This window comes from uncultured Eudoraea sp. (assembly GCF_947258525.1).
GTDB lineage: Bacteria > Bacteroidota > Bacteroidia > Flavobacteriales > Flavobacteriaceae > Eudoraea.
In genome coordinates this window covers 45968-69236 of record NZ_CAMYIP010000157.1, presented here as the reverse complement: position 1 = coordinate 69236, position 23269 = coordinate 45968, and the positions used below count along the sequence as shown (strand labels likewise).

General features: G+C 37.8%; 18 protein-coding genes and 1 pseudogene. 13 read left to right on the top strand and 6 right to left on the bottom strand.

Annotation, left to right across the window (positions count from 1 at the left end; genetic code table 11):
* Positions 1–2013 (bottom strand): efflux RND transporter permease subunit (locus Q0X89_RS11800; RefSeq protein WP_297694386.1); only part of this gene is annotated, 2013 nt, incomplete at its 3' end.
* Between the two features lie 111 nt (positions 2014–2124).
* On the bottom strand, positions 2125–2547 hold the full coding sequence (locus Q0X89_RS11795) for a hypothetical protein (RefSeq protein WP_297694384.1): 423 nt from the start codon (positions 2545–2547) through the stop codon (positions 2125–2127).
* 157 nt (positions 2548–2704) lie between these two features.
* On the opposite strand from Q0X89_RS11795, the gene Q0X89_RS11790 reads away from it, so the two are divergent.
* The 6 genes from Q0X89_RS11790 to rodA all read left to right on the top strand — a co-directional run bounded on the left by Q0X89_RS11790 (position 2705) and on the right by rodA (position 10431).
* Positions 2705–3157, top strand: coding sequence for a GAF domain-containing protein (locus tag Q0X89_RS11790; RefSeq protein ID WP_297694382.1), 453 nt, complete (start codon positions 2705–2707; stop codon positions 3155–3157).
* A 93-nt stretch (positions 3158–3250) separates the two neighbouring features.
* Entirely contained in the window at positions 3251–4783 is a 1533-nt protein-coding gene (gene purH, locus Q0X89_RS11785; RefSeq protein WP_297694380.1) for a bifunctional phosphoribosylaminoimidazolecarboxamide formyltransferase/IMP cyclohydrolase, read from the top strand.
* A gap of 56 nt (positions 4784–4839) precedes the next feature.
* The gene (locus Q0X89_RS11780) at positions 4840–5868 is read left to right on the top strand and encodes a rod shape-determining protein (RefSeq protein WP_297694378.1); all 1029 of its coding nucleotides are present in this window, start codon (positions 4840–4842) and stop codon (positions 5866–5868) included.
* A 67-nt stretch (positions 5869–5935) separates the two neighbouring features.
* Positions 5936–6754, top strand: a complete 819-nt coding sequence (gene mreC, locus Q0X89_RS11775) for a rod shape-determining protein MreC (protein WP_297694376.1) — start codon at positions 5936–5938, stop codon at positions 6752–6754.
* Positions 6755–7289: 535 nt separating this feature from the next.
* Entirely contained in the window at positions 7290–9158 is a 1869-nt protein-coding gene (locus Q0X89_RS11765; RefSeq protein WP_297694373.1) for a penicillin-binding protein 2, read from the top strand.
* Positions 9148–10431, top strand: coding sequence for a rod shape-determining protein RodA (gene rodA / locus Q0X89_RS11760; RefSeq protein ID WP_297694370.1), 1284 nt, complete (start codon positions 9148–9150; stop codon positions 10429–10431). Before Q0X89_RS11765 ends, rodA begins: the two co-directional genes overlap by 11 nt.
* Here the strand turns inward: rodA and Q0X89_RS11755 are convergent.
* Positions 10428–11249 carry a DNA/RNA non-specific endonuclease gene (locus tag Q0X89_RS11755; protein ID WP_297694368.1) on the bottom strand — a complete coding sequence of 274 codons (822 nt, stop codon included), beginning with the start codon at positions 11247–11249 and terminating at the stop codon, positions 10428–10430. The two genes, rodA and Q0X89_RS11755, sit on opposite strands and share 4 nt — an antisense overlap.
* A 151-nt stretch (positions 11250–11400) precedes the next feature.
* On the opposite strand from Q0X89_RS11755, the gene msrB reads away from it, so the two are divergent.
* On the top strand, positions 11401–11862 hold the full coding sequence (msrB, locus tag Q0X89_RS11750) for a peptide-methionine (R)-S-oxide reductase MsrB (RefSeq protein ID WP_297694366.1): 462 nt from the start codon (positions 11401–11403) through the stop codon (positions 11860–11862).
* Positions 11852–12400, top strand: coding sequence for a peptide-methionine (S)-S-oxide reductase MsrA (gene msrA, locus Q0X89_RS11745; RefSeq protein ID WP_297694364.1), 549 nt, complete (start codon positions 11852–11854; stop codon positions 12398–12400). Before msrB ends, msrA begins: the two co-directional genes overlap by 11 nt.
* Before the next feature lie 208 nt (positions 12401–12608).
* Here the strand turns inward: msrA and Q0X89_RS11740 are convergent, their stop codons facing one another.
* Positions 12609–14738 carry a carboxy terminal-processing peptidase gene (locus Q0X89_RS11740; protein ID WP_297694362.1) on the bottom strand — a complete coding sequence of 710 codons (2130 nt, stop codon included), beginning with the start codon at positions 14736–14738 and terminating at the stop codon, positions 12609–12611.
* A gap of 321 nt (positions 14739–15059) precedes the next feature.
* Between Q0X89_RS11740 and surE the strand changes: the two genes are divergently transcribed.
* From surE to Q0X89_RS11715, 5 genes are all read left to right on the top strand, one after another.
* Positions 15060–15839: a 5'/3'-nucleotidase SurE gene (gene surE / locus Q0X89_RS11735; RefSeq protein ID WP_297694360.1), complete on the top strand. Its 780-nt coding sequence runs from the start codon at positions 15060–15062 to the stop codon at positions 15837–15839.
* Positions 15832–16116 (top strand): hypothetical protein, encoded by a 285-nt coding sequence (locus tag Q0X89_RS11730; protein WP_297694357.1) that lies wholly within the window; start codon positions 15832–15834, stop codon positions 16114–16116. The genes surE and Q0X89_RS11730 overlap by 8 nt, the downstream gene beginning before the upstream one ends.
* A 1-nt stretch (position 16117) precedes the next feature.
* Positions 16118–17230, top strand: a complete 1113-nt coding sequence (gene lpxB / locus Q0X89_RS11725; RefSeq protein WP_297694355.1) for a lipid-A-disaccharide synthase — start codon at positions 16118–16120, stop codon at positions 17228–17230.
* Between the two features lie 33 nt (positions 17231–17263).
* Positions 17264–17821: an NlpC/P60 family protein gene (locus Q0X89_RS11720; RefSeq protein WP_297694353.1), complete on the top strand. Its 558-nt coding sequence runs from the start codon at positions 17264–17266 to the stop codon at positions 17819–17821.
* A gap of 130 nt (positions 17822–17951) precedes the next feature.
* Positions 17952–19976, top strand: coding sequence for a ComEC/Rec2 family competence protein (locus Q0X89_RS11715; RefSeq protein WP_297694349.1), 2025 nt, complete (start codon positions 17952–17954; stop codon positions 19974–19976).
* Position 19977: 1 nt separating this feature from the next.
* On the opposite strand, the gene Q0X89_RS11710 is transcribed toward Q0X89_RS11715, so the two are convergent.
* Both Q0X89_RS11710 and Q0X89_RS11705 read right to left on the bottom strand, forming a co-directional pair.
* Positions 19978–21762, bottom strand: coding sequence for a peptide MFS transporter (locus tag Q0X89_RS11710; RefSeq protein ID WP_297694347.1), 1785 nt, complete (start codon positions 21760–21762; stop codon positions 19978–19980).
* 53 nt (positions 21763–21815) lie between these two features.
* Positions 21816–23269 (bottom strand): annotated as a pseudogene (locus Q0X89_RS11705) (peptide MFS transporter).

Below are 23269 nucleotides of genomic sequence, written 5' to 3'. Positions count from 1 at the left end.
TTTCAGCGGAATATTTTTTTTTAATTTTTTTATTCGAGAGGGAATGGATAGGAACAGTAGTTTGTTGCGTAATGCCCATAGAAGAATACCCGTATAATTTTTTCTAAAAAGGATAAACGCACCTAACAGCCCAAAACAAATGAATCCCACAAAAAGCAGATTCATAACAATGTTGCGGTCAAACCCCAAAGGCCGCCAATAAGTCGCCAACAGGAATACGATAGCCGTAGCCGAGATAATGATGTTCATCAGGTTGGCCTGTTTGTCGGATAGGGAGAATCCCCCGAATAAGCTTCCCGCCAACTCAGCGTTCTTTAAAGGCCGAACCGTTCCAAAGGCCATAAGCACCAACCCCAACCAATACCCGTATACAACGGCGATAAGCCCTGCAACGATGAGCAGGATACTGAATACATAGCCTATGATACTCTTGCTTCGTTTCTTCCTGAACAAAAAGGAGGCGAAAGGCGGGATAAGAAACAGGGCGACGATGATGGATGCCGTCAACGCAAAGGTCTTGGTAAAGGCCAATGGTCGGAACAATTTCCCTTCTGCCCCTATCATGGTAAACACGGGGATAAAACTGATAATAGTGGTCATCACTGCAGTTACTATAGCACCTGAAACTTCGGCTGTTGCATTATAGACAACTGTATTTATAGGAAGCTTTTCTCCATCTTCGTCCAGATGTCGAATGATATTCTCAGAGAGGATAACACCAACGTCCACCATTGTTCCGATTGCGATTGCGATCCCGGAAAGCGCCACAATATTGGCATCCACATTAAAAAGTTTCATTGCAACAAAAACCATCAAAACCGCCACCGGCAGCAAACCTGATATAAGAATAGAAGCCCGTAGGTTGAATACCATAACAATGATCACCAATATAGTAATCAGTATTTCCAGGGTCAAGGCGTCATTGAGCGTTCCCAGGGTTTCCTGTATCAGTTCCGTACGGTCATAAAAAGGCACAATGGTTAATTGAGATGTCCTGCCGTCTGCCAATTCTTTGGATGGTAATCCAGAACTTAGTTCCTTTATTTTTTCCTTTACATTATTGATAACCTCTAATGGGTTTGCTCCATATCTAGCTACGACGACACCTCCAACAACTTCTGCACCTTCCTTATCGAGAATGCCGCGGCGTACTGCCGGGCCTAGCGAAACATTGGAAATATCCTTTATACGAACGGAAGTGAAATCCTCTGCGGTGATTACGGCATTTTTAATGTCTTCTAAAGATTTGACATAACCAAGACCTCTCACGAGGTATTCAGCCTGATTGATTTCCAGGGTCTGTGCACCAATATCACGATTGCTCTTTTTGACTGCATTGACCACCTGATGAAGACCAATATTATATTGTTTCATCAATTCGGGGTTCACATCAATCTGGTATTCCTGCACATAACCACCGATAGAAGCTACCTCGGATACGCCACTCGCTGCAGAAAGGCCGAATTTTACATAGTAATCCTGAAGACTTCGCAATTCCTGCAAATCCCAGCCGCCTGTGACATTTCCTTCTTTATCCCTACCTTCCAATGTGTACCAGAATATTTGTCCCAGGCCCGTTGCGTCAGGGCCAAGAGCAGGATTTACTCCTTCCGGCAATAAATTACCAGGCAGGGAATTCAACTTTTCAAGAATCCGGCTGCGGCTCCAATAGAATTCAACATCCTCTTCAAAAATGATGTAGATGCTCGAAAACCCGAACATAGAGGAACTGCGTATGGTTCTGACTCCCGGAATTCCCAATAATGAGGTGGTCAACGGATAGGAGATCTGGTCTTCAATATCCTGAGGAGAACGTCCGGCCCATTTGGTAAAAACTATTTGTTGGTTCTCACCTATATCTGGAATAGCATCCACCGCCACGGGATTACTGGGTAAAAATCCAATCTTCCAGTTAAAAGGGGCGTTAACAATGCCCCATCCTACAAAAAGGACGAGCATCAGAACAGCTATCAGTTTATTATTTATAAGGTATTTAATGCTCTTATTTAGCATATGAATTGATTATTAAACAGTTAGAAACTAGAGTTGATCAAAAAACTATATCAACACGTTAAGCCCACTTTACAGTCTCAACTGTCGGGCTTTAATTTCAATGTTTAAAAATCAAATGAGAAAGGTCTGATCCAGAATCTGAATGTCCCTGATCAGGGGTGGCGGAGAATACTCCTTAAAGGAATTTGTGTCTTTATCAACTCCTTTAAATAAGTTTATATAGGTGTAAAAGAATGTTGAAACAAAGATCTGTTGCTCAAAGGTTAATTGATCGATAGAGATTTTAAGGTCATCCTGGCCCTCCATTACTATTTCTAAATCGGTGCAGCAGTCCATCTCCATTTGCATAACAGAATTCTCTCCTGGTGATGCAGAAGAACTTGCTGCCATTGAACAGCGGTCTGCGGCCTCAAAAAAACTGTAATCAACCAGCTGATCCCCACAATAATGCATATCTACCGTAAAAGAGAGGGTAGAGAACAAGACCATTAGAGCCATGCAAAATGATGCTATTTGACGCAAAGTTTCCTTCATTATTAATACAAAACTACTAAAAATTGTTTTTTATTGCTTTGATTAACATAAGTTTAAAGGTTGACTTGCATTAATTTGGCAAATTATTTAGATAAGTTTTACTAAAATCGATTTAATTTAAATTTTCATTTTAAATACTTTTACAAAAAATACATCAATGTTAAATGCATTACGGCCAAAAGTGGAATCCATACTGAATCATAAAAATGTAGAGGTAAATTTACGCCTGCAGCAAGTATGTGATCTTCTTCAGGAGTCAGTCCCATATTACGACTGGGTGGGGTTTTACTTTAAAAATGGCAACAAAGCAGAGTTAAAACTCGGGCCATATAAGGGTGCTCCAACAGACCATACTATTATTCCTTTTGGGAAAGGAATTTGCGGGCAGGTAGCCCTGAGCAATGAAAACTTTGTTGTGCCCGATGTTAAAGCACAGGATAATTATATCGCCTGCAGTATAAACGTAAAGGCAGAAATCGTTGTCCCCCTTTTTGTAAATGGTGAGAATATTGGCCAAATTGATATCGATTCCAATACCTCTGACCCATTTACACAAGAAGATGAAAGATTTTTAGAATTTATAAATAAGGAGGTAGCGAAAATTCTTTAAAACTTTAACTCTTTTGTTAATAACACTCTCTAAATAATAGCTTCAAAAAAATTACATTTGTTTCCTTTGGCTATTCTATTTAAGCACTACAAAATGAGCACTACAAAAAAAATTAACTCGGCCTTAATTTCAGTATTTCACAAAGATGGCCTGGAACCAATTGTACGGAAATTTAACGAGCTCGGAATTTCAATCTACTCCACTGGGGGCACCGAAAAATTTATCAGGGAATTGGGAATTGAAGTAATTCCTGTTGAAGAAGTAACCAGCTATCCTTCTATTTTGGGTGGAAGAGTAAAAACACTTCATCCAAAAGTTTTTGGGGGTATTTTAAACAGGCAGGATAACGAAGGTGATGTAGCTCAACTGGAAGAGTTTGATATCCCCCAGCTGGATGTAATTATTGTTGACCTCTACCCTTTTGAAAAAACGGTATCAGGAGGTGCATCTGAACAGGAAATTATAGAAAAGATTGATATTGGTGGAATATCACTCATAAGAGCTGCTGCCAAAAATTATAAAGATGTTTTATGTGTTTCATCCATGGAAGATTACAGTGAATTCCTGGAACTAATCACTGCCACCGGAGGGGAAAGTACTGAGAACGACCGAAGACATTTCGCCACAAAAGCATTTAATGTTTCCTCGCATTACGATACAGCAATTTTCAATTACTTCAACAAGGAGCACAAAGAGCCGGCCTTAAAAATTAGCGAAACCAATGCGAAAGTTTTGCGATATGGTGAAAACCCACACCAAAAAGGATTCTATTTTGGAGATTTTGAGGCCATGTTCGATAAATTACACGGCAAGGAGCTGTCCTACAATAATTTATTGGATGTGGACGCCGCTATAAATCTTATGAATGAATTTAAAAATGACGACCCTACCTTCGCCATTCTTAAACACAACAATGCATGTGGATTAGCTACCAGAAGCACCATACACCAAGCTTATGTTGATGCGCTGGCAGGAGATCCGATATCTGCATTCGGAGGTATATTGATCAGTAATGTGAAAATTGATGTTCCAACAGCTCAGGAAATACATAAATTATTCTGTGAAGTAGTTATTGCTCCCAGTTACGATGATGAGGCATTAAGTATTTTAAAAGGTAAGAAAAACAGAATCGTTTTAATACAGAAAGAAACACCGCTACCAGATATGCTGGTAAGAACATGTTTAAATGGATTTCTTCTTCAGGATAAAGATTTTAAGACCGATACGCTTGATGATCTGGAATATGTAACCACAAAGAAACCTAGCCAGGAGGAACTAGATGACCTCATTTTTGCGTCTAAACTTTGTAAACACACTAAATCTAATACCATTGTATTGGCCAAGAACAAACAGTTATGCGCGAGCGGTACCGGACAAACCTCAAGGGTTGATGCCTTAAACCAGGCTATCCATAAAGCCAAAACCTTTAATTTTAATTTAGAAGGAGCCGTAATGGCGAGTGATGCATTTTTTCCATTTCCGGATTGCGTGGAGATTTCAGGCAATAATGGGATAAAGAGCGTTATACAACCGGGAGGCTCAATTAAGGATCAATTAAGTATCGATTATTGTGACAAAAATGGAATGTCAATGGTAATGACGGGTACTCGTCATTTTAAGCATTAATTTTACTACTTTTGTCGATGAAATGCACCTTTTAAACCGAAACCAAACAAACGCGAATGGGATTTTTTGATTTCTTAACTGAAGAAATAGCTATAGACCTGGGCACTGCAAATACTCTTATTATACATGCAGACAAGGTAGTAGTAGACAGTCCGTCTATTGTTGCAAGAGACAGGATCACAGGTAAAATAATAGCAGTGGGCAAGGAGGCCAATATGATGCAAGGTAAAACCCACGAAAACATTAAAACTATCCGCCCTCTTAAGGATGGAGTTATCGCAGATTTTGATGCATCTGAAAAGATGATCAATATGTTCATTAAGAACATTCCTGCTTTGAAGAAAAAATGGTTCCCACCTGCATTGCGAATGGTTATATGTATTCCTTCAGGTATTACAGAGGTGGAAATGCGTGCGGTAAAGGAATCTGCAGAGCGGGTCAACGGTAAGGAAGTTTATCTTATCCATGAACCTATGGCTGCAGCTATAGGAATTGGCCTGGATATTATGCAGCCTAAGGGTAATATGATTGTGGATATAGGTGGTGGAACAACCGAAATAGCAGTAATTGCTTTAGGAGGTATTGTTTGTGACAAATCGGTTAAAATAGCCGGTGATGTATTCACCAATGATATTATCTACTATATGCGTACTCAACATAATCTTTATGTAGGAGAAAGTACCGCAGAGAACATTAAAATAACAATAGGATCTGCGACCGAGGACCTTCAATCTCCACCAGACGAAATGTCTGTGCAAGGTCGGGATTTGCTTACCGGAAAACCAAAACAGGTCTCTATTTCATTTAGAGAAATTGCCAAAGCTCTGGACAAGTCTATTTTAAGAGTAGAAGACGCCGTGATGGAAACTTTATCACAAACTCCTCCGGAATTGGCGGCTGATATCTATAATACAGGTATTTACCTTGCCGGCGGCGGATCTATGCTTCGCGGATTAGACAGAAGGTTATCCCAAAAGACAGATTTGCCGGTCTATATTGCGGAAGATCCATTAAGAGCAGTAGTAAGAGGAACAGGTATAGCACTTAAAAATCTGGAACGCTACAAAAGTATTCTTATCAAATAACCTGAATTCCATGAGGATTTAAGTTACGACTTGGCATCTCATTTTAAACGCTTAACATAACAAGTGAATGCAGCAGATAATCAATTTTATCATAAGGTATAAAACCTCGCTGCTTTACTTATTATTGCTGTTGATTTCCCTGGGCTTTACTATTGATTCTCATTCGTATCATCGATCTAAATTCTTTAATTCTTCAAACCGAATATCAGGTTCAATATATAATACGGCAGATGGTATTACCCGCTATTTTAACTTGGATGAGGAAAACAAAAAACTGGTTGAGGAAAACAAAAAACTGAGAAGTTTGCTTTATAATTTAAATATCGATGATACTATCCGGTTAGATACTACCAAATTTGAATTTACATCAATATCCGGAAGAATTATAAAGAACAGTTATGCCAGTCCAAATAATTATCTAACTATAAACAGGGGAACTAACCATGGTATTAAACAGGATATGGGTGTTATTACGGCCAAGGGAATTCTCGGCATTATTGAACATACTTCAAAAAATTATGCCTCCGTTCAAAGTATATTAAACTCCAAATCCAATATAAATGCCAAAATTAAGAATACCAATTATTTTGGGTCTTTAGTATGGGATGGGCGAAGTTATAACCAGGTAAAACTGGAGGATATTCCCAGATTGGTACCTCTTCTAGTTGGCGATACCATAGTTACCGGAGCCATGTCGAGTATTTTTCCCGAGGACATTCCAATTGGAACCATTAAAAAGTTTGACCTTAACGTATCCAAGAGTTTTTATAGTATAGATGTAGAACTTTTTAACGATATGACTAATGTTAAAAATGTCTATATCATTTATAACAAGAACAGACCTGAGATCTTAGAGCTCGAAACTAAAATTGCCAATGACCAGTAGTTATTACTATATCAATTTTATCAGATTCGCTTTACTTGTGCTTGTTCAGGTATTAGTATTTAACAGGTTGAATTTTTTTGGCTTTATAAATCCTATGGTCTATATACTTTTCCTCTATTGGTATCCAATAAAGGAAAATAGGGTCGTTTTTATATTTATAGGATTTTTACTTGGTTTATCTATTGATTTTTTTTCAGATACAATGGCTTTACACGCAGCATCAACGGTCACCATAGCTTATCTGAGACCTACTATTATGCGTTTTGTATTTGGTGTTAATTACGAATTTCAAAGTTTCAAATTATCTAACACTACCAGGGTACAACAAATTACTTTTTTAACGTTATTAATTGTAGCACATCATGTTATATTCTTTACCTTGGAAATTTTCAGTTTATCAAATTTGCTGCTAATTTTAAAGAAAGTTATTTTTACAGGAATTGCCACACTAATCCTATGTTTACTTTTTGGTTCACTTTTCAGTGTAAAGAAAGAATAATTGGAATTGCAACGGATTATTGAAAGCTAAATTTCAATGAAAAAAGTATTATTATCGTCCATAATCATTATTATCGGGATCACCTTTATAGGTAGGTTGTCTTATTTGCAAATATTTAGCTTTTCTCCGGATCAGGTTTTGGAAGATCCCGCCATTAAGGCAATATACGATTATCCGGAACGAGGTTACATCTATGATAGAAACGGGAAACTATTGGTAGGTAATGATCCTGCTTATGACGTGATGGTTATTCCAAGGGAAGTGCAACCTCTCGACACGCTTGAGTTTTGCAGTCTTTTAGGAATAGACAAGGAAAAATTTGTACAAAAACTCCGTAAAGCCAGAATTTATTCCCCGAGATTACCTTCCGTATTAGTGCCTCAACTTTCTAAGGAAGACTATGCCAGGCTTCAGGAAAAAATGAGGAAGTATGAGGGATTTTATATTCAAAAAAGATCTTTAAGGTATTACAACACCAAAGCCGCTGCAAATGTCCTGGGATACATTAGAGAGGTAAATGAACGCGACCTCAAAAGTAATCCATATTACGTTCAGGGTGAATTAACAGGGGGTAAAGGTGTTGAACAACAATATGAAGAAATCCTGAGGGGCAGAAAAGGCGTTCAATACATTCAGAAAGACAGATTCAACCGGGATATAGGCCCCTATAAAGGTGGCATACTAGATACCCTTCCGGAACAGGGTAAGGAAATTAGCCTTACTCTAGATAAGGAACTGCAGGAATATGGAGAATTATTAATGAATGGCAAATGGGGAGGCATAGTTGCCTTAGAGCCATCTTCCGGGGAAATATTAGCGATGATCTCCGGACCAACTTATGATCCTGCACTTCTTGTAGGCAGAGAACGTTCAAAAAACTACAGTAAACTGCATTACGACACTATATCCAAACCGCTATTTGACAGGTCTATTTCGGCTGAAGGATCTCCCGGATCACCATTCAAAACACTTAATGCCCTCGTGGCTTTGCAGGAAGGGGTAATCCGGCCAAGTACAACTTTCCGATGCTACAATGGATTTTATGTAGGTAATACCAAAAGGGGGTGTCATTGCGGAGGAGGAATAAGAAGTTTAAATAGTGGTATATACAAATCTTGCAATGCGTACTTTGCAGGTACGTTTCGAGAAATTTATGAAAAATTTCCGACGACAGATGAAGGTCAGGATGTTTGGGAAAAACATATTAAAAGTTTTGGCCTTGGAAATTTTCTGGGATATGATCTTCCTACCGGAAGACCGGGAAGAATCCCAAGTAAAGCCTACTATGACAAATGGTATGGAGATGATCGCTGGGCTTCTTCATATATTATCTCCAATTCTATCGGGCAGGGTGAAGTAGCAGTAACTCCCGTTCAATTAGCCAACATGACGGCCGCTATTGCGAATCGAGGTTATTATTACACTCCGCATATTCTGAAAAAAGTTGAAGGTGAGGATATTAGTATACCTGAATATGTCCAACCTAAGTATACTACCATAGACAAAGAGCATTTTGAACCTGTCATAAAAGGTATGGCAGATGTTTATAAAAAAGGTACAGCCAGATGGGTACAAATACCGGGAATAGAAATTGCAGGTAAAACAGGTACAGTAGAGAATTATACCATAATTGATACTGTACGTACTCAGCTTACAGATCATTCGGTATTTGTAGCTTTTGCACCTGTAAACAATCCTGAAATTGCGTTGGCGGTATATATTGAAAATGGGTATTATGGCTCAAGATATGCCGGCCATATAGCCTCACTATTAATAGAAAAGTACTTAAAAGGAAAAATTACCAGAAAAGACCTCGAAAAAAGAATGCTCGAAAAAACTCTTGAACATGAATATGCCAAACCATACAGCGGAGAAGAATTCAAGATAAATGAGTATGTTTGGTAGGAAAGCATATAAGCGAATTGATTGGCTTACCGTATTGTTTTACCTCTTGCTAGTAGCGATAGGATGGCTAAATATTTATTCCAGCACATTCACAGAAAGTAGCTCTTCTATTTTCGATTTTAGCCAACTATACGGAAAACAATTGATCTTTATTGGGTTAAGCCTAATCAGTATAGTAGCTATCCTTGCACTGGAGGCCAGTTTTTATGAACGTTTTTCCAGCGTTTTGTACATTATTTCAATAGTTCTTCTTCTGGGGCTTTTTATCTTTGGTAAGACCATTGCCGGAGCAACTTCATGGTACGATCTGGGATTTTTTAATTTTCAACCTTCTGAGCTTGCCAAAGTTGCCACGGCCCTGGCTTTGGCCAAGTATTTAAGTGATATTCAGACAGATATTAAAAACCGGAAAGATCAGTTTTATTCTTTTTTAATTATCCTGATACCAGCCCTTTTAATCATTCCTCAACCGGATCCTGGTAGTGCTTTGGTGTTTTTTGCACTGGTCTTTGTTCTTTTCAGAGAGGGATTACCTCTATTTTACCTGGGTATTGCTTTTTTGGCTGTTATGGTTTTTATTACCACTTTGATGTTCGGAACTACCTGGGTGGGAATTGGTTTGGTTTTGATAATTGCTCTTTTTCTCTTGCTTAAAAGAGCCTCTCTCAAAATTCCCATACTACCCCTAATCTCCGTTTTTGTTGTTACAATCGTCTTTTCGCTATCAGTTAATTTGGTTTTCAACAATGTATTTGAACAACGCCACAGAGACAGATTCAGCCTGTGGCTTCGTTTGGAAAAAGACCCTGATAAACTCGAACAAATTCGGAAAACCATAGGCTACAATACCTATCAATCAGAAAAAGCAATTGAATCTGGTGGTTTCTTTGGAAAGGGCTTTTTAGAAGGTACCAGAACTAAAGGAGATTTCGTACCTGAACAACATACTGATTATATTTTTAGTACTGTAGGCGAAGAATGGGGATTTTTAGGTACAACTATTGTTGTCATTCTTTTTACCTTATTGCTTTTACGACTTGTCTATCTGGCCGAAAGACAAAAAAACGATTTTAGCCGAATGTATGGCTATGGAGCAATCTCGATACTGCTCATTCATTACTTTATAAATATTGGAATGGTTATAGGCGTGCTTCCTACCATTGGTATCCCTTTACCCTTCTTTAGCTATGGCGGATCTGGCCTTCTGGGGTTTACAGTCTTATTGTTTATATTTCTGAAGTTAGATGCAAACAGGTTAAATGAGTGGGGCTAGAAATTCCAATATTCCATTTCTATGCTCTGTTCCAATCCCGATTCAATATTTTCATCCATTTTACTAAAAAAATCTATTCCAGTAACCTTCTCTAAATCATCTACCTTCACTAAAAAATTTACAAGAGGTTCTGTTGTGTCCTTGTGAGGAATCAGAAAAGCAAGCACTTTTATATCTTTCCCCTCGCCCCTGACAACAATTTTATAATACCTCTTAGGGACTGCCACATCTTCTTCTCCAATTGTCGGTAGACCCTTTTCTAAAACTCCGCCGGTAATTATATAAAGATTGCCATATTTTTTACTCCATCTTCTTATCTTCATTTCCAATTCATTCCATATTCCTGAATTAAAACCATTCTTTTGTGGCGCAATATTACTGGTGTAAAAAGTTTCATTGTAGGCATAAACCGAAAACCTTCTGTCTCCTGCCGGACACAGATGTCCCCTGTCATAACCAGAGCCTCTATAATTTCTCCAATCTGCAGATTTAGTACTTACTTTTGGATCTTCAATATAATCCGGGCGTTCTCTGTCATCATAGGTAAGATGACTTCGTTTTAGAACATAAGCTACCCATTCGGATTGTTCATAGTGCTCCTTATAAGAAAGTATAAAATTACTATGAATCACTATTTCTCCCGAAGTTGAAGCCGGTAATATTTTATCCGGCACTTTCGAAGTTAAAACCTCATTAGCAGGGGCAGAATACTTGTCCGGGGTATAAAAATTTTCAAACACCCAAAAACCCACTATACAAAGTATCATCAAAGAAATATAAATAGTACGGTTAGTACTTCGTGATCTGCCTTGCATCATGATTCAAATTTAGTTTAATTTAATAGAATATTTTGTTGAATAGATTGTAAGTTAGAAGTATCTAATCCGACTTATAATACTTATTTTCCCCATTGGTAAAATTGTTGAATTGTAGCAGAAAAATTAAAGTATTCACATTAAATGTAATTCTATGTTGACTTGGAAAAACATAATAAACTTTACGGTAAACGGAAATCCCGCACCAGACATGCGTGTTGAAAAAACAGAAAATGAATGGCGTGAAATTCTTACACCAGACCAATTTCGAATTACCAGAAAAAAAGGAACTGAAGCTCCTCATTCTGGAGCTTTATGCAATATCCACGATGCAGGTAAGTACTCCTGTGTATGCTGCAACACACCTCTCTTTGATTCCACCATTAAATTTGAATCCGGTACAGGGTGGCCCAGCTTCACACAACCTATAGCAGAAAATGCCATTAAATATGAAAAAGATAGCACATTCGGAATGATAAGGGTAGAAGTCCTCTGTAATACTTGCGACGCTCATTTAGGACATGTTTTTCCTGACGGCCCGGAACCAAGTGGCCTTCGTTATTGTATTAACTCTGAGTCAATGATAATCGAAAAGGAGGTTATCGATGGAAAATAATAAATTGGAATTAGCAACTATGGGTGGAGGCTGCTTCTGGTGCACTGAAGCTGTTTTATTAGAGATTAAAGGGGTAGAAAAGGTTGTCTCGGGATATTCTGGAGGGAATGCTCCCGGCAAGCCAACCTATAGAGAAATATGCTCCGGACTCACCGGTCATGCAGAGGTAATACAGGTAAGCTTTGATCCTGAAATTATTTCCTTTCGTGACCTATTAATGATTTTTATGACTACCCATGACCCTACAACACTCAATAGACAGGGCGCAGATGTTGGGACACAATACCGTTCCGTCATTTTTTACCATGACCAAAATCAAAAAGAAGTGGCAGAAGAGGTTTTAAGTGAAATGTCTTCCTATTATGAAAATCCTGTGGTTACAGAATTAAGTCCATTGAAAATCTTTTATGAGGCAGAGGACTATCATCAGAATTATTATAGGAATAACCAGAGTCAGGGTTATTGCAGTTTTGTAATTACTCCAAAATTGACCAAGCTTAGACAAATGCATGCTGACAAGATTAAAAGCTCAAATTAAGCAACCCGGTTTTAAATCAACCGGAATGGGGATATAGATGCCTTGCGTTACTAAAGATCCGGTAAGTTATTCAATATGCGAAAACCTGAATTAACTTGATTTGTCTTTTCAGAAAATATAGAAGTATCATCGCAAGGATGAATTTAAAACAAAAAAAGAGCTCCGGTAAATTCCCGGAGCTCTTTTCTATAATGTAAACAGTATTATTCTAACCTTTTACGCTAGCTAATTTAGCGTTTTTAATATTGTTTAATTTCAAATCCTGAAGCACGTTTACTGCCTCTTCTACATAAACATCTTTTGCAAGATTATTGTGCCAGCGGTCACGTTTTTCCCTTAATATGGGATCTTTTGTGAAAAGTTCTTCTTCGTATTTCAGAGATTCAAATGTCAAATGTGAATCGTAGTCCGAAATGGTCTTAAAATAAGTTGATTTTTCTTTATCCTTTTTTTGTTCTCTTTTGTAGATATCATAATTCAGTGAAACCACGTTTTCTTCCTGTTGTTCCTTCAACCATTGGGCGTTTTCTTCAATTAAGGCTATCTGAGGATTCTTAGACATGCGCTTGGCACTATTCGCTATTGTAGCCTCATAATCAATATAACCTTCCCAGGGCTCATAATCTGCCGGAGATATTTTATCCCAGTTTAACGGATTACGCTGATCTCTTTCCCCTAAGTCTATATAACTGTATCTGTCCGGTACAACAACATCACTTTTAACTCCTTCCAGCTGTGTTGATCCTCCGTTTATCCTATAAAATTTTTGGGTTGTCAGTTTAATAGCTCCAAGGTCACCATGCTCGTTACTTCTAACGATATTTTCTAAAGGAATTACATTTTGTACTGTTCCTTTGCCGAAAGTCTGTTTGCTGCCAATCACTATTGCTCTTTTATAGTCTTGCATGGCAGCTGCCAGTATTTCGGAAGCCGAAGCAGAAAGCTCATTCACCAAAATAACCAGAGGACCGTCCCATTGAATCCTTTCATCCTTGTCTTCATATACGTCCTTGTCTTTTCCCGAAGACCTGACCTGAACCACAGGACCGTCTTTTATAAAAAGTCCGGCCATTTCCACCACGGTTTTAAGCGATCCGCCTCCATTATCCCTGAGGTCTATAATAAGGCCTTCAGCGCCTTCTTTCTTTAATCGCTCAACCTCTTTGGCCACATCGGTTGCCGCATTTCTTTCGGCATAATCATTAAAATCCACATAAAATTTAGGAAGATTAATGATCCCGTATTTTTGGTTCTCTTTGGTAACCGTTGCAGATTTGGCATAACTCTCTTCAAGTTCAACCACATCTCTTGTGATAGAAATTTCTTCTATGGAGCCATCTACCTTTCTAACGGTTAAATCAACAACCGTGCCCTTAGGGCCTTTGATTAGTTTAATAGCATCATCCAAACGCATCCCCACAATATTTACCGGTAATTCTCCGTCTTGGCCAACTTTTAATATTTCATCGCCTACTTCCAATTGTTGGTTTCTCCAAACAGGTCCGCCTGAAATTATCTCAACAATCTTTGCTCCCTCCGGTTTTTTCTGCAATCTTGCTCCAATGCCTTCAAATTTACCGGACATACTGATATCAAATTTATCCTTATCCTCCGGAGCGAAGTAATAGGTATGAGGGTCAAACTCATCTACAATTGTATTGATATAATATACAAACCAGTCTTCACGTTTGAGGTCGTCTACAAAGTCAAAATACTCATCCAAAGTCTTTTTAGTAGATTCCCTGGCCTCTAATTCCATTTGCGAAACCGATTTATTCTCGGTATTGGAATCATCTTTCTTATTTTGTTCCTGCTCTTTATACTTGGAGTCAAAAGTTCCAATCGTAGCATATTTGAGTTGTTTTCTCCATCGTTCTTTGAGTTCATTTCTGGATCCTGCAAATGATTGGTCTTTATAATCTATATTAATTGATTCTTCGATTGAATAGTCAAAAGGGTCACTTAAAACCTCTGCATAAAGCGATTTGGCATTTTCCATGCGCTCCATGAATTTGGAATAAACGATATTAAAGAAGGAGATATCTGTATTTCTTATCTGATCGTCTAATTGAAATTTGTATTTCTCAAACTCTAAAATATCTTCCTCCAGAAAATATCTTTTTGTGGGATCAATCACATCGATAAAATCTTCAAAAACACTGGCCGAGAAATCATCATTAATTTCCTTAGGTTCATAGTGTCCGCGTTCTAAAATATAAGTAATAAGATCTAAGAGTAATTTGTCTTTATCATCATTTTCAAACGACTTATTGGTAAAACTGCAAGAAGCAACTGCAATTAGTATCACCAAAAATCCAAGTATGAGGTTTCTTTTCATGTATTTTTTTTTAGGTATGATCATAATTAACCTACTTAATTATAAACTTAAATTAATTACAAAAAGTTGACCAAGCCAACGAATTCCCTAAGATACTGAAAAAACCATGCCACTTTGCAAGCTAGTAGCATTAATTTTTTGTTAAACACTATTAGAAATTGTTTCCAACAAGCTTTAATAATCAACTAGTTGTGTTTGATTTTTCGGTAATGAGGAATCATGTTCAGTAACTTGCCATAACTATTGTTTTTGAACAGGGCCTCTATTAGCGCGCCATAATAACATATTAAAAACGTATTTTTACCGCATAAAGTATATAGTATGCAAAAACCGCTTATTCTGGTAACAAATGATGATGGAATAACGGCTCCCGGTTTAAGAGCTTTGGTTCGTTACATGAAGGAAATTGGAGAAGTTGTTGTTGTGGCACCAGATAGCCCGCAATCGGGAATGGGGCATGCTATAACGCTTGATAATACTCTTTACTCCAAGAGAGTTACCATAGATTTTGAAAATGGCGGCAATGAAGAGTACAGCTGCAGTGGAACTCCCGCCGATTGCGTAAAATTAGCACTTCAGGAGATTCTTGGGAGAAAACCTGATCTCTGCGTTAGCGGAATAAATCACGGTTCTAATTCTTCCATAAATGTTATCTACTCAGGAACAATGAGTGCAGCCATAGAAGCAGGAATTGAAGGCATACCGGCTATAGGCTTTTCATTATGTGATTATTCGTGGGAAGCTGATTTTAAGACAGCTGAAAACGCAGTTAAAAAAATTGCTGCAGAAGCCCTAAGCAATGGAATTCCAAAAGGTGTTGTTCTAAATGTCAATATCCCAAAAACAAATAGCGATGGTCTAAAAGGAATAAAAATATGCCGCCAGGCTAGAGCCAATTGGAAAGAGAAATTTGATAAAAGAACTAATCCAATGGGTAAAGATTACTATTGGCTGACAGGTGAATTTGAACTTCTCGATAAAGGTGAAGACACGGATGAATGGGCCCTAAGTAATGGCTATATTTCTGTAGTTCCTACACAGTTTGATTTAACAGCGCATCATGTTATACAGGATTTAAACAATTGGTCTTTAAATGAATAATAAAAAGGAAATAATAATTGGTTTCGCAGTAGGTATTATTGCCAATATTACAGGCACACTTTTGTACATACTTTTGTTTTCTGATTTTGGGATTACAGAAACATTCAATGCAGCAATTCAGCAAGGGCATATTGGCAGTTTATTGGCCCTGGGCGCAATTTTAAATCTGATCGCCTTTTTTGGCTTTCTAAAAATTAGAAGGGATCAAAGAGCAAAGGGGGTATTGATCGCCACTCTGCTAACTGCTTTGGTTATTCTCTATTATAAGATTTTCTAAAATGAAGTATTATATCATCGCAGGTGAAGCTTCCGGGGATTTACATGGATCAAATCTTATTAAAGCAATTCTTGCTAAAGATACCAATGCCCAAATTCGTTGTTGGGGTGGTGGCCAAATGCAAAAAGCCGGCGGTACACTTGTTAGACATTATAAGGAGATGGCTTTCATGGGTTTTGCAGAGGTTCTCACTAATCTTAACACCATCCTTAAAAATATTAAATTCTGTAAAGATGATATTGAATCCTATAATCCGGATGTCATAATTTTTATTGATTATTCGGGCTTTAATTTGAGAATCGCACGCTGGGCAAAAGAAAATAAATACCGCACTAACTACTACATTTCACCTCAAATATGGGCTTCTAGGGAAGGTAGGATCAAAAATATCAAAAGAGATATTGATGCCATGTATGTCATTCTGCCATTTGAAAAAGAGTTCTACGAAAAAAAACACAATTACCCTGTAAATTTTGTGGGGCATCCATTAATTGATGCGATTGGACAAATTGATATTGGCAGTGAACAGGAATTTAGAAATGAACATAATCTGGATCCGCATAAACCAATTATTGCACTCCTTCCAGGTAGCAGAAAACAGGAGGTCAGGCAAATGCTTGGCCTGATGTTAAAGATTACAAAATCATTTTCAGAATACCAGTTTGTAATAGCCGGAGCCCCGAGCCTGGACATTGATTTCTATTCAGAATTCTTAAAAAACTATGCTGTAAGCCTTGTTTTTGACAAATCCTACGAATTACTGAGCCATTCACACGCGGCTCTGGTAACCAGCGGTACTGCTACCCTGGAAACCGCTTTATTTAAAGTTCCCCAGGTTGTCTGCTACAAAGGCAACTGGATTTCCTATCAGATTGCGAAACGAATAATTACGCTTGATTACATTTCACTGGTTAATTTGATTATGGATAAGGAAGTAGTAAAAGAACTGATTCAGGCAGATTTAACCGCAAAAAACCTGAAGCTGGAGTTAACCAAAATTCTGGATGGCCCGGCTCGCGAATTGCAATTAATGGCGTATAAAGAGTTGGAAAAAAAGCTTGGTGGTAAAGGTGCAAGTAATAAAACTGCTACACTTATTATAGAAAATGCTTAAATTTATTTCCTGGAAGATCATTTATAGCCCGGGATGAACAGAAAGATTTTTGTTTTTTTTATCATTATACTCCTAACCGGATGTGGTATTGTAAAAAAGAAAACCACCTATGGCAAGGAACGAACTGTTACTGTTGCGGCAGCAGATAAAGACACTATAATAGCAGCAGAAACTACTCCTGAACCTGAAGTAAAGGTTGTCGTCCTCGAAAAAGCAGATCTAATTATCAATACTGCCATGGCTTATTCCGGTGTAAGATATAAGTACGGTGGAACCACAAAAAAGGGTATGGATTGTTCGGGCCTTCTCTATGTTTCTTTCGGAGAAAATGATATTCCCTTACCGCGCGTATCCTCTCAAATGGCTGACGAGGGTAAGAAAATTAAATTGAACAAAGTATCCAAAGGAGATCTTCTATTCTTTAAAACCAGTAAGAGAGGAAAAAAAATTAATCATGTCGGACTTGTAGTTGCTGTAGATGGGCGTGATATAAGATTTATTCATGCTACCTCTTCTAGAGGAGTTATTGTTTCTTCTTTACAGGAAGGATTCTGGAACTATGCCTTTGTAAAGGCCACCAGAGTTCTATGATTGCATACTACATTATTTTATAAGGATTGTTTTGTCTAATTATTCATTTCAATTAATTTTTCCTGACTGAACTTAACATTCAGTAGCCAACGCTACTTTAAGAGCTGGTACAATCAACCAAATAAACTCCATGAAATTATTGGATTTTATTCCGGTAAAGCTCACTTTGTTTCTGATTTTCGGAATACTTATAGGGTATAATTTTACCATTTCCCTTTGGTTGGCAACAAGTCTTACTTGTGGGCTCATATTTTTACTGGGTATATCCCGGACTCGTAAAAATATTCTGGATAATCTGCCTTTTGGTATTCTTTCTTTATTGTGTACAATTTGTATAGGGCTGATGGCTGTGGCTCTAAGTTTACCTGAAAATAATACAAAATATTACGCCAACTTCAGGCTTCCTGCTGAACAATATTTACATCTTAAAATCCACGAAATCCTAAAATCAAATAGCTATAATCAGCGCTATATTGCTAAAGTCATTAAGATTGACAGTATACCGTCAAATGGAAGAATTCTTCTTATTTCTAAAAAAGACACTTTAAAGCATAAATTCAAAGTAGATGATGAGATCTATACACTAAGTCCGATTGATGAAATTGGTTTACCTCTAAATCCATATGAATTTAACTATCATAATTATCTTGAAAAACTAGGAATTAACTATCAAGTTAAAGTAAACAGTCGGGATTATTTTATCAGTCAAAATGCTTCTTTAACTTTATTGGGTTTGACTGCAGCCTTAAGACAAAAAATTATATCAGGCTTAGGGAAGTCCAATTTTGGTGAAAATGAACTTGGAATTATCCAGGCCCTGCTTCTGGGACAGCGCCATGAATTAAGTGAGGAAGTATATACTAATTATAAGAACGCTGGCGCGGTGCATATCCTGGCTGTTTCTGGATTGCATATTGGAATAGTATTATTGTTATGTAAATTTCTGCTAAAACCCTTAGAACGATTACCCAGGGGAAAGACAATTGTTTTGATAATTACTGTGGGTATTTTATGGGGATACGCCTTCATAGCCGGTCTATCACCTTCCGTGATAAGAGCAGTTAGCATGTTCTCTTTCGTTGCGTACGCTTTGTATCTGAACCGTCCCACGAGCACATTTAATATCCTGGCATTGTCCATGTTTTTTATTTTGTTGACTTATGATCCAATGCTACTTTTTCAAGTTGGGTTTCAATTGAGTTATGCAGCTGTTTTTTCCATTTTTTGGTTATTCCCCAAGCTGCAGCACTTCTGGAATCCCGAAAATATTATTCTTAAAAAATGCTGGCAATTATTATCGGTTTCCATAGCTGCACAAATTGGTGTACTACCGCTAAGCCTTTTTTATTTTCACCAGTTCCCGGGTTTGTTTTTTATCTCTAATCTTATGATTATACCATTTTTGGGATTAATCCTGGGAATGGGCTTTCTTGTAATAGCCCTTATGCTTACAGATTTGCTGCCAAATAAATTGTCTGAAATATACAATAGAGTCATTAGGATGATGAATGAGCTTATTGAATGGGTAGCCCAACAGGAATCCTTTATTTTCATTGATATTCCGTTTGATTTTGTGCAGCTTGTAGTTAGCTATATTCTAATTTTTACAGTGGTACAAAGTCTCAAAGAGAAGAAATTTCAAAACGTTCTTGCAGTAGTTTTATCTGTTATTGCCATACAATTGTGGCTTATTTCTTCTACAATAATAAAAAGCAGGGAACAGAAGATTATCATTTTTCATAAAACCGGAACCTCCGCCCTACTCTATAAGAATGGAATTTCCGCAGAAGTAAATTGCTCAGATACTACTGCTGTGACAAACCTGATTAAAAATCTTGTGGTACAAGAAAAGATCCAAAAAGTAGAGTACAAAACCTTAAAAAACAGCTATCGAATTAAAGACTACAGTTTATTGATCTTGAATAATTCTGAAATGATCTTCCATAAACTGCCGAAAACTGATTATGTCTTGCTCAGTAATTCGCCCAAAGTAAATTTTAACCGCTTCCTGGACTCTATTAAACCTAAAAAAATTATTGCCGATGGAAGCAATTATAGGAGTGATATCGAAAGATGGCAAAAATCGTGTTCAGACAGAAAGTTGCCATTTTACTATACGGGTGAAAAAGGGGCATTTATTTTAGAAATAAAATAAATTAACGCACCCCATGCATAAGTCTTTTTAAAACCGGGTTTAGAACTATAGAAATAACACCAAAAGCAATGGGCACCAGGGTAAACATCAGAAAGAATGTGCTTAAAGAATATTGTTCTGAAATTTTATCTATCATTCCGCCCATAGTACCTGCCGTCTTCTGACCTATAGCTATTGCCAGATACCAAATGCCAAACATAAAGCCAATCATTCTGGCCGGGACCAGTTTACTCAGATAAGACAGTCCAACGGGTGAAAGACATAATTCTCCCATGGTATGAAGCAAATAGGCCAGAATAAGAAAAATCATACTTACCGAAGCGGTTTTTGACCCCTGTACAACGCCGGCAGAACCATACGACAAAATTGCAAATCCAAGTCCCAGAAGTATTAATCCCAAACCATACTTCATGGCAGCACTAGGATTATATTTACTCTCCCACCACCTTGAAAATAATGGGGCTAACGTAATTATAAAAAAGGAGTTTAAAATTCCAAACCAAGATGCGTCGATCTGGTTTCCCTCTTGTGAAAATTTATCAAACAACCTATAAACAACCAATCCCCAAATTCCGACAAATGCCAATGCCAAAACAATATTTGATAAAGCAATTCTGGAATACGTTTTTTTAAACAAGAGATATAAAACCCAGGTAATAATCAAGAGGGGTACAGTTGTAAGCAGGGCATCCACTACTTTGAAAATCATGGCTGCTGATCCCACCAAATTTCTATTGGTATAGTCCCTTGCGAACAAGGTCATAGAACCCAGTGCCTGTTCAAAAGCTGCAAAGAAAATTACAGTAAAAATCCCAAAGAAAACAACTGCAATAATCCTGTCTCTCACTAAAGGAATATACCTCGAAATCCTTGAAACCAATAGTATAAGAAACAAAACCAGAGCGAAGAGTACAATAAAATTAGAACCTGATAAACCCAAAACTTCAAAAGGCAATAAATTCTCTCCACTTATCTTCTCAATTGGGTCGTTAAAAAGGTAAAGTAATCCACCAACAGCGGAAAGAACGATTAATATATAGTCAAGAGTTAAAAACGGATTTAATTTTTCCGTCGTCTCTTCCTCTTCGATAGGTTTAGGAGACTCTTCATTAATGTTTTGCGGCAATTCTACTTCGTATATTTTACTTGGTTTACCACCAACATCGCCAAAAAGATTTTTAGCCAGTAAAAATTGCATCATTCCTAAAAACATAAAAATACCTGCCAGCCCAAAGCCCCAGGACCAGCCAAAATTTTCCGCTAAATACCCGCATAGCATCATCCCAAAAAAAGCTCCGGCATTTACACCCATATAAAAAATAGTATAGGCCCCATCTTTTTTGGATTCTTTGCCTTTATACATTTCGGAAATAATAGAAGTAATATTGGGTTTAAAAAAACCGGTTCCGATAACTAAAAAAGCAAGACCCAGATAAAAAGTAGTCGTAGTTTCCAATGCCATAAAAGCATGACCCAGAGTCATAATAGCACAACCTATTACAACAGCTATGCGATATCCTGTAAATTTATCGGCAATATATCCTCCTATAATTGGGGTTAAATATAGCAGAGAAGCATAGGTTCCTATCAGTGCCAGGGCATGCTCACGTGGCCAATCCCATCCCGGATTATCACTTGCAAATGGTGCGGTGAGAAAAAGAATTAAAAGAATACGCATTCCATAAAATGAAAAGCGTTCCCACATTTCCGTAAAAAATAAAACCATTAATCCTGCCGGATGGCCTAAGACCTTATCCTTAAACAGATTCTCGATATCAGTATTCATTTATTTTAGTTTGGTTTGTTTTATCTGGTACTTGTATTAACGCTGGCCATTTCTTATTCATCGGCTAGCTCAAAGCCTTCAGTTTCATCTTTGGTTTGCTCCGGACGTAAATCTTCCGCCTTGTGTGTAAGCCGTTTTAATGGTTTTAAAAGGGCAATAACCAAAAGACCAAAAATGACACAGAAAATAGTTATTCCGGCAAAGATGTTAAGTTCTCCGGCTTCCGAAGCCGATTCCCCTATGAGTCCGGCAACTTTATTACCTAATCCTGTAGCGGCAAAATAAACACCCATCATAAGGGCACCATATCTAATCGGTGCCAGTTTTGTTATAAAAGAGAGTGCAACCGGAGACGCACATAATTCTCCTATTGTATGGAAAAGATAGGCCAGCGCTAACCAATATAGGGCAGATTTACCTAAGGTCTCATATTGCATAGATGCAAACACCATAAAAACGAATCCTAAGCCCATTATTATAACTCCATTGGCCATTTTAAAAAGGGAAGAGGCTTCTTTTCCTCTGTGCTTCCACCACATCCAGAAATTAGCTACAGGTACCGCAAATACAATTATATAAAAAGGATTGAAAAACTGGAAAGCCGCTGCAGGAATTTGATAACCAAATAAGAAGCGGTCCGTCCTGTTCTCAGCGTACAAATTCATCAGGCCACCTGCCTGTTCAAAAGCTCCCCAAAAGACAATTACAATAATAAATGAAAGCAGTAATACTAAATAACGGTCCTTTTCAACTTGAGAATGTAGGTCCTGGTATATGGTGAACATCATACCCACTACAACGGACAGGAAAATAAAGAAAATTATGTAGGCCAGCCTTTGGTCTTCAATAAAATTCCATGCTACAACACTGGAAGCCACTGCCAAAAACAAAGTAATAGTTAGCGGTATACGGGTGCTAAATTGTTGCATAAAAATATCCTTAATAGACACATCCTCACTATTAATCTCCTTTTCTTTGGGTTTATTCCCTACAGTAACAAGGTATTTTTGGCCGGAAAGATAGATTACCTGCCCCAGGACCATCCCAATAGCGGCCAGTCCAAATCCTGCATGCCAACCCCACATGTCGGCTACCCAGTAGATATATTGGGTTTAAGCATTCCTACCCCGACGATGATCAGTCCTAAGCCAGAGTAAAAGGCCCACATAAGTTCTATAGATAAAATACCATGACCGGCAACCAGTAAAAAGCCACCTATCATAACCGCTCTTTTTTGTCCTATTATCTTATCGGCTATAATACCTCCCGGAATTGAAGCTACATAGACCAACATGGTGTACCATCCGTATAAGGACAATGCTTCTCCGTCTAACCAGCCCAGTCCGGGATTGTCACCCCTTGTTTGTGCAGTCAGGTATAACACCAGGATGCCACGCATTCCGTAATAGGAGAAACGTTCCCACATTTCAGTCAAAAAAAGTATATAGAGTCCGGCAGGGTGTCCAAAGAGTTCTCTCTGGTGAACTGGTTTTTTTGTTTTATCCAT

Coding starts and splice junctions, on each gene's coding strand:
- Q0X89_RS11795 (WP_297694384.1), bottom strand. CDS start 2,547: ATGAAGGAAACTTTGCGTCAAATAGCATCATTTTGCATGGCTCTAATG.
- Q0X89_RS11790 (WP_297694382.1), top strand. CDS start 2,705: ATGTTAAATGCATTACGGCCAAAAGTGGAATCCATACTGAATCATAAA.
- purH (WP_297694380.1), top strand. CDS start 3,251: ATGAGCACTACAAAAAAAATTAACTCGGCCTTAATTTCAGTATTTCAC.
- Q0X89_RS11780 (WP_297694378.1), top strand. CDS start 4,840: ATGGGATTTTTTGATTTCTTAACTGAAGAAATAGCTATAGACCTGGGC.
- mreC (WP_297694376.1), top strand. CDS start 5,936: ATGCAGCAGATAATCAATTTTATCATAAGGTATAAAACCTCGCTGCTT.
- Q0X89_RS11765 (WP_297694373.1), top strand. CDS start 7,290: ATGAAAAAAGTATTATTATCGTCCATAATCATTATTATCGGGATCACC.
- rodA (WP_297694370.1), top strand. CDS start 9,148: ATGTTTGGTAGGAAAGCATATAAGCGAATTGATTGGCTTACCGTATTG.
- Q0X89_RS11755 (WP_297694368.1), bottom strand. CDS start 11,249: ATGATGCAAGGCAGATCACGAAGTACTAACCGTACTATTTATATTTCT.
- msrB (WP_297694366.1), top strand. CDS start 11,401: ATGTTGACTTGGAAAAACATAATAAACTTTACGGTAAACGGAAATCCC.
- msrA (WP_297694364.1), top strand. CDS start 11,852: ATGGAAAATAATAAATTGGAATTAGCAACTATGGGTGGAGGCTGCTTC.
- Q0X89_RS11740 (WP_297694362.1), bottom strand. CDS start 14,738: ATGAAAAGAAACCTCATACTTGGATTTTTGGTGATACTAATTGCAGTT.
- surE (WP_297694360.1), top strand. CDS start 15,060: ATGCAAAAACCGCTTATTCTGGTAACAAATGATGATGGAATAACGGCT.
- Q0X89_RS11730 (WP_297694357.1), top strand. CDS start 15,832: ATGAATAATAAAAAGGAAATAATAATTGGTTTCGCAGTAGGTATTATT.
- lpxB (WP_297694355.1), top strand. CDS start 16,118: ATGAAGTATTATATCATCGCAGGTGAAGCTTCCGGGGATTTACATGGA.
- Q0X89_RS11720 (WP_297694353.1), top strand. CDS start 17,264: ATGAACAGAAAGATTTTTGTTTTTTTTATCATTATACTCCTAACCGGA.
- Q0X89_RS11715 (WP_297694349.1), top strand. CDS start 17,952: ATGAAATTATTGGATTTTATTCCGGTAAAGCTCACTTTGTTTCTGATT.
- Q0X89_RS11710 (WP_297694347.1), bottom strand. CDS start 21,762: ATGAATACTGATATCGAGAATCTGTTTAAGGATAAGGTCTTAGGCCAT.